17 protein-coding genes are annotated in these 12,963 nt (G+C 38.4%); 15 read left to right on the top strand and 2 right to left on the bottom strand.

The window, feature by feature from the left end; all coding sequences use genetic code 11:
* The first annotated feature begins 40 nt into the window (after nucleotides 1–40).
* The 9 genes from CD126_RS04360 to CD126_RS04320 all read left to right on the top strand — a co-directional run bounded on the left by CD126_RS04360 (nucleotide 41) and on the right by CD126_RS04320 (nucleotide 6,844).
* Nucleotides 41–391, top strand: a complete 351-nt coding sequence (locus CD126_RS04360) for an ATP synthase subunit I (RefSeq protein WP_040806350.1) — start codon at nucleotides 41–43, stop codon at nucleotides 389–391.
* A 23-nt stretch (nucleotides 392–414) separates the two neighbouring features.
* Nucleotides 415–1,143: a F0F1 ATP synthase subunit A gene (gene atpB, locus CD126_RS04355; RefSeq protein WP_002471667.1), complete on the top strand. Its 729-nt coding sequence runs from the start codon at nucleotides 415–417 to the stop codon at nucleotides 1,141–1,143.
* A 43-nt stretch (nucleotides 1,144–1,186) separates the two neighbouring features.
* On the top strand, nucleotides 1,187–1,399 hold the full coding sequence (gene atpE, locus CD126_RS04350; protein WP_002471666.1) for a F0F1 ATP synthase subunit C: 213 nt from the start codon (nucleotides 1,187–1,189) through the stop codon (nucleotides 1,397–1,399).
* Nucleotides 1,400–1,494: 95 nt separating this feature from the next.
* Nucleotides 1,495–2,016 (top strand): F0F1 ATP synthase subunit B, encoded by a 522-nt coding sequence (locus CD126_RS04345; RefSeq protein WP_002471663.1) that lies wholly within the window; start codon nucleotides 1,495–1,497, stop codon nucleotides 2,014–2,016.
* Nucleotides 2,016–2,555: a F0F1 ATP synthase subunit delta gene (locus CD126_RS04340; RefSeq protein WP_049405709.1), complete on the top strand. Its 540-nt coding sequence runs from the start codon at nucleotides 2,016–2,018 to the stop codon at nucleotides 2,553–2,555. Before CD126_RS04345 ends, CD126_RS04340 begins: the two co-directional genes overlap by 1 nt.
* Nucleotides 2,556–2,578: 23 nt before the next feature.
* Nucleotides 2,579–4,087, top strand: a complete 1,509-nt coding sequence (gene atpA, locus CD126_RS04335) for a F0F1 ATP synthase subunit alpha (RefSeq protein WP_103370087.1) — start codon at nucleotides 2,579–2,581, stop codon at nucleotides 4,085–4,087.
* A 31-nt stretch (nucleotides 4,088–4,118) separates the two neighbouring features.
* Nucleotides 4,119–4,985, top strand: a complete 867-nt coding sequence (atpG, locus tag CD126_RS04330; protein ID WP_002471605.1) for an ATP synthase F1 subunit gamma — start codon at nucleotides 4,119–4,121, stop codon at nucleotides 4,983–4,985.
* Between the two features lie 21 nt (nucleotides 4,986–5,006).
* The gene (gene atpD / locus CD126_RS04325) at nucleotides 5,007–6,419 is read left to right on the top strand and encodes a F0F1 ATP synthase subunit beta (RefSeq protein ID WP_002471643.1); all 1,413 of its coding nucleotides are present in this window, start codon (nucleotides 5,007–5,009) and stop codon (nucleotides 6,417–6,419) included.
* Between the two features lie 20 nt (nucleotides 6,420–6,439).
* On the top strand, nucleotides 6,440–6,844 hold the full coding sequence (locus CD126_RS04320; RefSeq protein WP_040806347.1) for a F0F1 ATP synthase subunit epsilon: 405 nt from the start codon (nucleotides 6,440–6,442) through the stop codon (nucleotides 6,842–6,844).
* Nucleotides 6,845–6,921: 77 nt separating this feature from the next.
* Here CD126_RS04320 and CD126_RS04315 read toward each other — a convergent pair whose 3' ends face one another.
* On the bottom strand, nucleotides 6,922–7,281 hold the full coding sequence (locus CD126_RS04315) for a DUF488 domain-containing protein (protein WP_049405711.1): 360 nt from the start codon (nucleotides 7,279–7,281) through the stop codon (nucleotides 6,922–6,924).
* Between the two features lie 184 nt (nucleotides 7,282–7,465).
* Between CD126_RS04315 and CD126_RS04310 the strand changes: the two genes are divergently transcribed.
* From CD126_RS04310 to fabZ, 4 genes are all read left to right on the top strand, one after another.
* Entirely contained in the window at nucleotides 7,466–7,900 is a 435-nt protein-coding gene (locus CD126_RS04310) for a carboxymuconolactone decarboxylase family protein (RefSeq protein WP_049405712.1), read from the top strand.
* 186 nt (nucleotides 7,901–8,086) lie between these two features.
* Nucleotides 8,087–8,320, top strand: a complete 234-nt coding sequence (locus CD126_RS04305; protein ID WP_040806344.1) for a DUF1146 family protein — start codon at nucleotides 8,087–8,089, stop codon at nucleotides 8,318–8,320.
* Between the two features lie 327 nt (nucleotides 8,321–8,647).
* On the top strand, nucleotides 8,648–9,913 hold the full coding sequence (gene murA, locus CD126_RS04300; RefSeq protein WP_049405714.1) for a UDP-N-acetylglucosamine 1-carboxyvinyltransferase: 1,266 nt from the start codon (nucleotides 8,648–8,650) through the stop codon (nucleotides 9,911–9,913).
* 48 nt (nucleotides 9,914–9,961) lie between these two features.
* Nucleotides 9,962–10,402, top strand: a complete 441-nt coding sequence (gene fabZ, locus CD126_RS04295) for a 3-hydroxyacyl-ACP dehydratase FabZ (RefSeq protein WP_002471640.1) — start codon at nucleotides 9,962–9,964, stop codon at nucleotides 10,400–10,402.
* A 100-nt stretch (nucleotides 10,403–10,502) separates the two neighbouring features.
* On the opposite strand, the gene CD126_RS04290 is transcribed toward fabZ, so the two are convergent.
* Entirely contained in the window at nucleotides 10,503–10,943 is a 441-nt protein-coding gene (locus CD126_RS04290; RefSeq protein WP_049405715.1) for a YwpF-like family protein, read from the bottom strand.
* 192 nt (nucleotides 10,944–11,135) lie between these two features.
* Here CD126_RS04290 and CD126_RS04285 point away from each other — a divergent pair, with 192 nt between their 5' ends.
* Nucleotides 11,136–11,558 carry a single-stranded DNA-binding protein gene (locus CD126_RS04285; RefSeq protein WP_049405716.1) on the top strand — a complete coding sequence of 141 codons (423 nt, stop codon included), beginning with the start codon at nucleotides 11,136–11,138 and terminating at the stop codon, nucleotides 11,556–11,558.
* Between the two features lie 399 nt (nucleotides 11,559–11,957).
* On the top strand, nucleotides 11,958–12,656 hold the full coding sequence (locus CD126_RS04280; RefSeq protein WP_103370086.1) for a transglycosylase family protein: 699 nt from the start codon (nucleotides 11,958–11,960) through the stop codon (nucleotides 12,654–12,656).
* Nucleotides 12,657–12,963: the final 307 nt, after the last annotated feature.

The raw sequence follows: 12,963 nt of genomic DNA, 5'->3' as shown, positions 1-12,963 counted from the left end.
TTTTCAATGCGGACTTTTCGAGAGAAATGAGGCTCATAATTTGAAACGTTTCTACGTCATTTTTCAACAATTTATTCAATACTACCTGTATGCTATAATTGTACTGGGTATTGTGCTTTTTTTCACAAACTCACCATTTATATTAGGCTTAATCCTAGGCACGACGGGATCACTGGTAAATACTTTTATATTTGAATATTACCTTGCACGAAGTAGTAGTGCAGATTCCATACATATTTCTACGGGCAGCATTTGGAGATATTTAACAGTGTTTATTGTCTGTGTCATATGGTTTATGTTCAAAGAGCATATTAATATTTTTGGTGTGGTCATCGGTCTAATTATTTCTTATCTTTTAATGATATTTAGACCTTTCTATCTTACTAAATAGTTCTACAAGAAAGAGGTGAGTTTATGGAACACGATCATCCTCTTGTCACATGGAAACTCTTCGGATTCGATATCATTTTTGATTTATCTTCCATTCTTATGATGGTGATTACAGCGCTTATCGTTTTTATTATCGCAATCATATGTACTCGTAATCTGAAGAAACGTCCATCTGGCAAGCAGAACTTCATCGAATGGGTGTTTGACTTCGTAAGAGGGATTATTGAGAGTAACATGGCGTGGAAGAAAGGTGGCCAGTTCCACTTCCTAGCTGTCACGTTGATACTCTTTATCTTCGTCGGAAACATGTTGGGTCTTCCAATGTCTATCGCTTCCGGTGATGATAAATTGTGGTGGAAATCACCGACAGCTGATCCTACTGTCACATTGACACTCTCAACATTGATGGTTCTTCTTACACACTTCTATGGTGTGAAGATGAAAGGTGCTAAGACGTACTTTGTTGATTATGCAAAACCGTATTGGCCTTTAGCAATCATCAACATTTTTGAAGAGTTCACTTCAACTCTTACGTTAGGTCTCCGTCTTTACGGTAATATCTTTGCTGGTGAACTTCTCTTAGGTTTACTTGCAACACTTGTGTTCGCACAACCAGCATGGGGCTGGATCATTGGGCTACCTGGTCTTGTCGTTTGGCAAGGTTTCTCAGTGTTCGTCGGTACAATCCAAGCTTACATATTCCTTATGTTAGCTATGGTTTACATGTCCCACAAAGTTCAAAGCGGCCATTAATATTTAACTTATTACTTATTTATAATTAGGAGGATTTTATAATATGAATTTAATAGCAGCAGCAATTGCAATCGGTTTATCAGCATTAGGTGCAGGTATCGGTAACGGTCTTATCGTTTCAAGAACAGTCGAAGGTGTAGCGCGTCAACCAGAAGCACGTGGACAATTAATGTCAATTATGTTCATCGGTATTGGTTTAGTTGAGGCATTGCCTATCCTTGGTCTTGTAATTTCATTCATCGTAATGTCTAGATAATTACAGTCAATTAAAGGCGAAGTCAGCCGACTTTCGCCATTCATTTTTGTTTACAAGCATTACGCTATTATGAATGAAAGGAGTGTACTGAGGAAGTGACTGCGACTACAAACAGTTTCGTACTCGGTGCGGCGCACGTCCCTCAGTGGGGTACTATTATTGTAACGTTAATTACGTTCGCAATCTTACTTGCCTTACTGAAGAAATTTGCTTGGGGACCATTAAAAGAAGTAATGGATCAACGTGAACGTGATATCAACAAAGATATCGACGATGCAGAACAAGCAAAAGCTCGCGCACAAGAGTTAGAAGAAAGAAACCAACAAACGCTTAAAGAAACTCAAGAAGAAGTACATCGTATTATTGAGGACGCTAAAGTCCAAGCACGTCAACAACATGAAGAAATTATTCATGAAGCGAACGTGCGTGCAAACGGTATGATTGAAACAGCACAAAATGAAATCAATAGTGAAAAAGAGCGTGCTTTAGCAGATATTAATAATCAAGTATCAGAGCTTTCAGTTCTGATTGCGTCTAAAGTTCTTCAAAAAGAAATTTCTGAACAAGATCAGAAAGCTTTAGTTGAAAAGTATATCAAAGAGGCAGGGGATAAATAATGGCACAAGTAGCAAAGAAATATGCCAAAGCCCTTTATGATGTCGCCCTTGATAAAGATATGCTTGAAGCGATTTATGAAGAATTCGCTACGATTGATCAAGCTGTCGAATCTTATGTCGACGCTTTGAGAGATTTAGACGAAGATCCTGCTAAAGATGTGCATCAAAGACGTAGATTCGTCACAAATGTATTCAAAGATGTGAACGACTATATAGAGAATATGCTCTACATACTAGCTGACAATCGTCATCTTAGCTATGTAGCAGACGTATTCAAAGTGTTCCAAGCACTTTACAATGAGCATCACAACCAAGACTTCGCAGAGATCGAGTCTGTATATCAACTATCAGAAGAAGAGATAGAACGTCTTTCTGAAGTAATCAAACAACAAACTAATTTAGATCATCTCATTGTGACTAATCATGTTAATCCTTCTCTTATCGGTGGTATTAGAGCGAAAGTAAATACTAAAGTGATGGATGCAAGTGTACAGAATGATCTAAGAAAGCTAGAAAAGCAATTTACTAGAGTGAATTAATAAACGAAGAAGGAGTGACATAGATGGCCATTAAAGCTGAAGAAATCAGTGCATTATTACGCTCACAAATTGAGAATTATGAGTCGGAAATGTCTGTAACTGATGTTGGTACGGTACTTCAAATTGGTGACGGTATCGCACTTATCCATGGTTTGAATGACGTTATGGCTGGTGAGCTTGTAGAATTCAAAAGCGGCGTTCTAGGTTTAGCACAGAACTTAGAAGAATCAAATGTCGGTGTCGTTATTTTAGGGCCATATGATGACATTAGCGAAGGCGATGAAGTGAAACGTACAGGTAGAATCATGGAAGTACCTGTAGGTGACGAACTTATCGGTCGTGTTGTTAACCCATTAGGTCAACCTATTGATGGACAAGGTCCAATTCATACTGAGAAAACACGTCCAGTAGAGAAGAAAGCAACTGGTGTTATGGATCGTAAATCAGTAGACGAACCATTACAAACAGGTATTAAAGCGATTGACGCACTTGTACCAATTGGTAAAGGTCAACGTGAGTTAATTATCGGTGACCGCCAAACTGGTAAGACAACAATCGCTATCGATACTATCTTGAACCAACATGATCAAGACACAATTTGTATTTACGTTGCAATCGGACAGAAAGAATCAACAGTTCGTGCAAACGTTGAAAAATTACGTCAAGCTGGTGCATTAGACTACACAATCGTCGTATCTGCGTCAGCATCTGAACCTTCTCCAATGTTATACATCGCTCCATATGCAGGTGTATCAATGGGTGAAGAATTTATGTTCCAAGGTAAAGACGTCCTAATTGTGTATGATGATTTAACTAAACAAGCGGCAGCTTACCGTGAACTTTCATTATTATTACGTCGTCCACCAGGCCGTGAAGCTTATCCAGGTGACGTGTTCTACTTACATAGTAGACTTCTTGAAAGAGCAGCGAAACTCAATGACGAATTAGGCGGCGGTTCAATCACTGCTTTACCTATCATTGAAACGCAAGCAGGGGACATTTCAGCATACGTTCCAACAAACGTTATCTCAATCACAGACGGACAAATCTTCTTACAATCTGATTTATTCTTCTCAGGTGTAAGACCAGCGATCAACGCCGGACAGTCTGTATCTCGTGTAGGTGGCTCTGCTCAAATTAAGGCAATGAAGAAAGTCGCAGGTACATTACGTCTCGACCTCGCTTCATTCCGTGAGTTAGAATCATTCGCTCAATTCGGTTCAGATTTAGACGAATTTACTGCAGCGAAATTAGAGCGTGGTAAACGTACTGTTGAAGTGCTTAAACAAGCTAAGAACAAACCACTACCTGTTGAGAACCAAGTGTTAATTATTTACACACTTACTAAAGGCTACTTAGATGACATCCCAACAGAAGATATCACTCGTTTCGAAAGTGAATTTAATGATTGGGCTAAAGTTAATGCAAGTGATTTATTAAACGAAATTAGAACTTCAGGTGCTTTACCTGACGATGCTAAATTCGAACAAGCAATTAACGTATTCAAACGAAGCTTCAGTGTATCAGAATAATTAACTTTGTGAATGAGAAGGTGGTGAGATAATGGCGTCTCTAAAGGAAATAGATACTCGAATTAAATCGACGAAGAAGATGAAGCAAATCACTCAAGCGATGAACATGGTTTCTAACTCTAAACTTCGTCGTGCTGAGAAGAATACTAAGCAATTCAAACCTTACATGGACAAGATGCAAGATGCGATTACTGCAGTTGCAGGTGCTGACAAAACAGCGAACCATCCTATGCTTCGACAACGTGAAGTTAAGAAGAGCGGTTACTTAGTGATTACGAGTGATAAAGGCTTAGCCGGAGCGTATAACGCAAATATCCTTAAGAATCTCGTTCAAACTTTAGATGAAAAGCACAACAGTCAAGACGAATTTGAATTGCTCGTCATCGGTCAATCAGGTATAGATTTCTTAGAAAACAGAGGATATAACATCCGTACAGTAATGACTGATGTACCTGACCAACCTACATTCAAAGATATTCAATCCATCGCTACTAAAGCAGTAGATTTATATAGTGATGAAGAAATCGACGAATTAGAAATCTTCTTTAGTCACTTTGTGAGTGTCTTAGAAAACAAGCCAAGCAAGAAAAAAGTTCTTCCATTATCTCCTGAAGATTCAAGTCTCGGACATGGACAGATGTCTTCATATGAATTCGAACCGGATAAGGCTTCTATATTGAATGTAATCTTACCTCAATATGTAGAAAGCTTAATCTACGGTACGATTCTAGATGCTAAAGCAAGTGAACACGCTGCACGTATGACAGCGATGAAGAATGCATCTGATAATGCGAGCGAACTTATTGATGACTTATCATTAGAATATAACCGCGCACGTCAAGCAGCCATTACACAACAAATCACTGAAATTGTTGGTGGCGCGACAGCTTTTGAATAATAATTAAAGGAGGAATAAAGCATGGGAGTAGGCCGTGTCACACAAATCATGGGTCCTGTCATTGATGTTCGTTTCGAACATAACGAAGTCCCTAATATTAATAACGCGCTTTTCCTTGAAGTTGAAAGAGAAGACGGTACACATAAACTTGCTTTAGAAGTAGCGTTACAACTCGGCGACGATGTCGTTCGTACGATTGCTATGGACTCAACAGACGGCGTAAAACGCGGTGCTGAAGTTCAAGACAGCGGACAAAGCATCAGTGTTCCAGTAGGTGAGAAGACTTTAGGAAGAGTATTCAACGTACTTGGTGAGCCAATCGACTTAAATGGTGAAATCGATAGCTCAGCTCGTCGTGATCCTATCCATAGACAAGCACCTGCATTTGATCAACTTTCTACAAATGTAGAAATTCTTGAAACAGGTATTAAAGTAGTAGACTTATTAGCACCTTACATTAAAGGTGGTAAGATCGGATTATTCGGTGGTGCCGGAGTAGGTAAGACTGTATTAATCCAAGAATTAATCAATAACATCGCTCAAGAGCACGGTGGTATCTCAGTATTCGCCGGCGTTGGTGAACGTACACGTGAAGGTAACGACCTTTACTACGAAATGAGCGACAGTGGTGTTATTAGCAAGACTGCGATGGTCTTCGGTCAAATGAACGAACCACCAGGTGCGCGTATGCGTGTTGCACTTTCTGGTTTAACAATGGCTGAATACTTCCGTGATGAAGAAGGACAAGACGTACTTCTCTTCATCGATAACATCTTCAGATTTACTCAAGCAGGTTCTGAAGTGTCAGCGTTATTAGGACGTATGCCATCAGCAGTAGGTTACCAACCAACATTGGCTACAGAAATGGGTCAATTACAAGAGCGTATCACTTCTACTACTAAAGGTTCAGTAACTTCTATCCAAGCGGTCTTCGTACCAGCCGATGACTATACTGACCCTGCACCAGCAACAGTATTCGCTCACTTAGACTCAACTACAAACTTAGAACGTAAATTAACTGAAATGGGTATCTACCCAGCCGTAGACCCACTTGCATCAACTTCAAGAGCATTAGAACCAGCAATCGTTGGTGAAGAACATTACGAAGTTGCACGTGGCGTACAATCTACATTACAGAAATACCGTGAGTTACAAGATATCATTGCTATCCTCGGTATGGACGAATTATCAGAAGAAGACAAGAAGACAGTTGAACGCGCACGTCGTATTCAATTCTTCTTATCTCAAAACTTCCACGTAGCTGAACAGTTTACAGGTCAAAAAGGTTCATATGTACCAGTTAAGAAGACAGTTGAAGACTTTAAAGACATCTTAGCAGGTAAATATGACCATATCCCAGAAGACGCATTCCGTCTCGTTGGTGGTATGGAAGACGTACTTGAAAAAGCGAAAGATATGGGTGTTGAAGTTTAATATATTAGGAGGTATGGATGATGAAAGCATTAAGCCTAAACATAGTCACTCCTAATGGTTCTGTTTATGAACGCGAAGATGTTGAACTTGCTGTCTTAAAGACAACAGCTGGTGAAATGGGTGTTATGCATGGACATATACCTACAGTTGCAGCACTTAATATTGGCCACGTCAAAGTAAACTTTGCGAATGGTTCAGAATACATTGCAGTAAGTGAAGGCTTTGTTGAAATTAGACAACACAAATTGTCTATAATCGTTCAAACTGCAGAGCCTGCTACTGAAATAGATGTAGCTAGAGCTGAATTAGCAAAATCTAGAGCAGAATCTCATTTGAGTAGTGAAGATGATAACAGCGACATCTATAGAGCGAAACGTGCTTTGAAACGTGCGAACAATAGAATTCGTGTCGCTAACATGCAATAATATAGAAAAAGAAGTTCCTGTTATGGGAACTTCTTTTTTGGTTTCTCGTTATTGAGTTGTTAACCAATGCGTAAGGATTATTGATTTTCTAGTAAATCTTTTAAGATTACGGCTTGGTTATGTTCAGTATCTTTCGCAGCGAAGAGAAGTAAGACGTCTTGCTTACTTTCTTTAACAATTTGTTTCAATTCTTCAAATGCTTCTTTTTGATCCTCGTTTTCTCTAAGCTCTTTCTCATATTTTTCTTTAAAAGCACCAAATAATTGTGGATCGTGGTTGAACCATTTTCTCAAATCACTCGTTGGTGCCACTTCTTTAAGCCAATGATCTAAATTAGCATCTTCTTTCGATACACCTCGAGGCCAGACTCGATCTGTGAGCACACGTACGCCTTTCTCTTCTTTAGCATCATAGATACGTGCAATTTTAACTGCCATATTTATCACCTCGCTATCATTATTACCTGAAACGTCAGGTTTAAACGCTCTTAAGCTAACGGCTGCAATCCCTGATTGTAAAATAGATATAATTAAATTAACTTTATAAGCAAAAGTTTTGTGAAAATACATATTCAGATTAATAATTTAAGTAGAGAGAAATAGAAATAAAGGAGTTGTTGAAATGTCTAACAGAATCAATTACGAAAAAGTGAGACCTGATAATATAAAAATTATGTTTGAAATGGAAAAATTACTGGCAAACAACACTATCGATAAAGAATTACAAGAATTAATTAAAATTAGAGTCTCCCAAATTAACGGCTGTGCGTTCTGCTTGAATATGCACACTGATGATGCACGAAAAATAGGTGTAGATGAAAAACGCATTTATCTACTCAACGCTTGGAATGACACAGATATCTATAGTGACAAAGAAAAAGCAGCGTTAGAACTAGCTGAATCTGTTACTTTAATTTCTGAACGCAAAGTACCTGGCAATCTTTATGATAAAGTAAGAGCATATTATAGCGAAGAAGAGTATACAGATTTAATCTTTATTATTGGTCAAATCAACACTTGGAACAGAATCTCTATTTCGATGGGCAATAAAGCGTAAAATTTGAAATGAATCTCTTTACTACCGAGCAATCACAAGTTGTTCGGTAGTTTCTTTAGGTAAGTATCGTTATAAGTGGCTCTTAAAATTTTTATCAATGGTTGCTGACCATCAACTTAGAAAGTATCATTTCAACGTACTTTCATGTACAATTATAGATAACGAATAGAGTAAGGAGCTTGAAAAATGAATTTTTTGAGTCAATTCGCGATAATACATATTCTACTGCATGTAGTCTGTATTTGTGTAGCTTATTGGGCGATTCATTCATTGCGGTTGGATCAGATTTTTAAAAAAGGCTATCCACTCCAAGTACAGGTCGTCATGATATTTCTCGCGATATTATTGGGTACTGCAGTAAGTAACTTTATCGTCGACTTACTTCAATATTCAACACAAATTAAATATTTATTGAATTGATGCTATGAAACGTCAACAACTTTATTATTGTACTGCAACTGTTTCTTAATTTTACTATAAGAAGAACATTCAACCTTAAGTATGAAAGGCTAGGGCATCAACGTTATAAATAATTGAGAAAGGGTATGCATTACAATGACGCGATGACGTCGTCAACCCTTGTGAACGATTTCTGAACTTAGTGAAATACTGAGGTCAGCTGACGTCATCTCAGTTAAAGAAAGTAAATCAAATAACTCTTTATCGGATAGAAATGAGGGGAGAGGAAGCATCGTTACGATGACTTCAACTATCCCAGTGGAATCGGAATTAAGTGGAGGATTTAAGATGGATAAGATAGTAATTAATGGTGGCAACACGTTGAGAGGAGAGGTGCAAGTTTCTGGCGCAAAGAACGCAGTATTACCCGTGTTAACGGCTTCGCTTCTCGCTAGTAAAGGACAAAGTATCTTGCGCAATGTACCAGCGCTCAGCGATGTTGAAACAATTAACAACGTAATTTCAACGTTGAACGCTGAAGTTGCTTATGACAAGGACAGCGAAAGCGTCACAGTGGATGCGACGAAGACACTTAACGAAGAAGCACCCTACGAATATGTAAGTAAAATGCGTGCAAGCATACTCGTGATGGGACCATTATTGGCACGCCTTGGACATGCGAAAGTAGCACTTCCGGGAGGTTGTGCGATTGGTTCTCGTCCAATTGAACAACATATCAAAGGATTTGAAGAACTCGGTGCTGACATTCATATGGATGGTGGATTTATCTACGCCAATGCCAAAGATGGTTTGAAAGGTACGACAATTCACTTAGACTTCCCAAGTGTTGGTGCGACTCAGAACATTGTGATGGCTGCGTCATTAGCGCAAGGTAAGACTGTGATTGAGAACGTAGCACGCGAACCTGAAATTGTTGATTTAGCAAATTACATCAACGAAATGGGAGGTAATGTTGTCGGCGCCGGTACGGATACTATTACAATCAATGGTGTTGAAGCGTTACATGGTGTAGAACACGCGATTATCCCAGACCGTATCGAAGCAGGTACATTACTCATTGCTGGTGCAATTACACGTGGTGATATTCTCGTCAAAGGTGCGATTAAAGAACATATGACGAGTCTTGTTTACAAGCTTGAAGAGATGGGCGTTCAACTAGACTATCAAGATGATGCGATTCGTGTGTCAGCTGAAGGCGAACTCAAGCCAGTGGATATCAAGACACTTCCACATCCAGGATTCCCTACAGATATGCAGTCGCAAATGATGGCCTTGCTTTTAACTGCAGAAGGTCATAAAGTAATTACAGAAACTGTCTTTGAGAACCGTTTCATGCACGTAGGTGAATTCAAGCGCATGAACGCCAATATCTCTGTAGAAGGGCGTAGTGCTAAGCTTGAAGGCAAGAGTCACTTACAAGGTGCCACAGTGAAAGCGACGGATTTAAGAGCTGCAGCAGCACTGATTCTCGCAGGTCTCGTTGCGGATGGAACGACGCAAGTGACTGAATTGAAACATCTTGACCGTGGCTATGTCGATTTACATGGTAAGTTGAAATCATTAGGCGCGGATATTCAACGTGTGAATGATTAAATGACAGTTCTAGGTAAAATGGATTGAGTTAAAATTGGAGGCAGATTTATGGAAACGATATTCGATTACAATCAAATTAAAGACATTATCCCACATAGACAACCTTTCTTGCTCATCGATCGAGTAGTTGAGTACGAAGCAGGTCAACGCTGTGTGAGCATTAAACAAGTTTCAGGTAATGAACCTTTCTTCCAAGGTCATTTCCCTGAATATGCGGTTATGCCTGGTGTCTTAATTACAGAGGCGTTAGCACAAACGGGTGCAGTAGCACTTTTAAATAACGAAGCAAATAAAGGTAAACTTGCTTTATTCGCTGGAATTGACAAATGTCGCTTTAAACGTCAAGTTACGCCTGGCGATACTTTAAGACTTGAAGTGGAAATTACTAAAATGAAAGGGCCAATCGGTAAAGGCTCAGCTAAAGCAACAGTAGATGGCGAGCTTGCATGTAGTTGTGAACTCACATTTGCATTGCAAGACCCACAATAATAGAAGAAATAAGAAAAAGCTCGTAGATGTGTTAAATGCATCTACGAGCTTTTTCAATGTATAGAGAGAACGGCTATTTAAGGGAAAGATCATTGTGCGGTTACTTATTCGCTCGCTCATCCTTAAGTTTCGGTTTCGATTTCATCATGCGATTAAAGGTCTTCTTCAATTCTTCGCCGGATAAACCTTCGTCTATGAGTTGCTCAAGTAAGCTTTCAGCGTAGACTTGACGTAACGTATAGATATGACATTCAAAGACTACGGAAATCGTCTTGTCTAGTTTCGTTATACGTTGAATCGTTGCATCAAAGAGTGCAGGGTCGTTAGATGGACGTGTAATTACTACACGAATATCAAGAAGACGACCCTCATCTTGATATTGCTTCATCGCTTCATAATGTGCATCAGAGATGACGATTTCAAGCAACCAACCTGTTCCTCTATTCTCTTTATTAATAATGACGCCGTCTTCGAGTTCAAATTCAGTTAAACCGCCTTGTTCAGATACGATTTGAAACCGTACAGCTTTGAAAGTCTTCATCGTCTCACATCCATTTAAAAAATTTTAAATACTACGATTTTTTTCATTATAGATACATTATAACTTATAAATTAATGCAACACGCAAATTTCGTCAATTACTTTAGAGAGAATTGCTTGATTATCTTTAAAACTGCACTTTGACTCTCTCTTAAGCTTTAGCATAAGATAAGCTTACCAAAGGAGGTGACACATGCTAAACAATATTACAGTAGTAGGGCGACTTACTAAACACCCTCAAATTTATGATAAGGAAGGGAGGAAGAGAGCGACTTTCACTGTTGCAGTGGAGCGCAATTATCGTGATAAGAACAATCAACCCATCGTTGACTTTTTATTCTGTAAAGCCTTTGGGAAACTAGCTGAGAATATTGAACACTACCTCAAGCAAGGTTCTCTCGTAGGCATAACCGGTCAATTACACTCAAGCAAATACGATAAAGAAGGCCAGACACATTTCATTTCCGAGATCAATATCGAATATATTAAATTTATGTCATCACCCAAATCAGATCATACAGTCCAAACTCACACTTCAACTATAGAATCATATAATCCATTTGATAATCCAGATCCCTTAACTATCAATCCAGACGAAATTATTGAAATTGTTTAACGAACACAAACTAACTTTCTATTTCTCCTAAATTTATACTTTCATATGGCTACTTTCTATTGACCTTGTCTATTAATAGAGAGTAGCCGCTTAATATTTAGCTGAATTTCCTTTTGACAACTCGCAAATATACATAAATACAAGGCTATTTTAGTGAAGAAATATCAGACAAATTACATGAATGTTACATAGTAATACGTAAATTTATAGAAATGAGAACTGTCATGAAAGGAATTTAAGTTAAATTAACTTTAATCTTAAAAGAATTTAATGTAATTATGTTGTAAAGAAGTGCGTGTTTTTTTTATTTCACTGTAACCTACGAGGCAAATATGGATGTTATAGTAGTACTTGCAAATTGATCATAAAACTAATTACCTTATAGGAGGATTTTTGATAATGAAAAAAACATTAATTGCTTCAACAGTAGCAGTAGGATTAGGAGTAACAGGCGTAGCGGGTGGTCATCACTCAGCAGACGCAGCTGAACAAGGAGTAAACAAAGCTGAATTAGCTCAATTAGCTCAAAACAATCCACAACAATTAAACGAAAGCCCTGTACAAGAGGGTTCATATAACTATGACTTTGACTACAATGGTGCTCATTACCACTTCGAATCAAATGGTTCAACTTGGAGCTGGAGCTGGAACGGATACGGTGAAGCTGCTCAACAAGACAACACTCAAGAAGAAGCAGCAACTACTAGTAACGTAAACACTCAACAAGTTTCAACTCAACAACAACCTAAACAACAACAAGCTCCACAAACAGCTCAAACTCAACAACCTAAACAAGAATCAACTACACAAGCTCAACCAAAACAACAATCAACTTCATCTAAAGGTTCAAGCGCTGGTACACCAGCTGGTATGGAAGGCATCGTTCAACGTGAATCAGGCGGTGACCCAACTGCAGTAAACCCATCAAGTGGTGCAGCAGGTAAATACCAATTCTTACAAAGTACATGGGACAGCGTAGCACCTTCTCAATACCAAGGTGTTTCTCCAGCTAAAGTACCTGAACACGTACAAGACCAAGTAGCTCACAAAGTATGGAACGGCGGTGCAGGTTCAAGTCACTGGGCTGAAACTGTATAATATTTATTGAAGAAACGCTGGAAAGGCATTTGCCTTTCCAGTTTTTTTAGTTTGGTAATTTTTATCGTTCCCCCCTCTATATACTCCATCTTATCTAATTTCTTAAATTCGTTTTATGATATCCATCTCTATGATGTACTTTCATTAAGTTCGTTGTAAGCTAACCAAAATTTAAAAATTTATACAAAATATGACGAGTACGTCGTATTATAAATATTTATTTAAAATTAAATAGATATTTCAAATTACTAGACATATTCTAATATTATATTGAATTATGTATGTGAATGTAATAGTTTATATAAGG

The organism is Staphylococcus pettenkoferi (assembly GCF_002902685.1).
Classification (GTDB): Bacteria; Bacillota; Bacilli; order Staphylococcales; family Staphylococcaceae; genus Staphylococcus; species Staphylococcus pettenkoferi.
The sequence above is the reverse complement of the archived record's forward strand: the minus strand, read 5'-3'. Positions and strand labels throughout refer to the sequence as shown.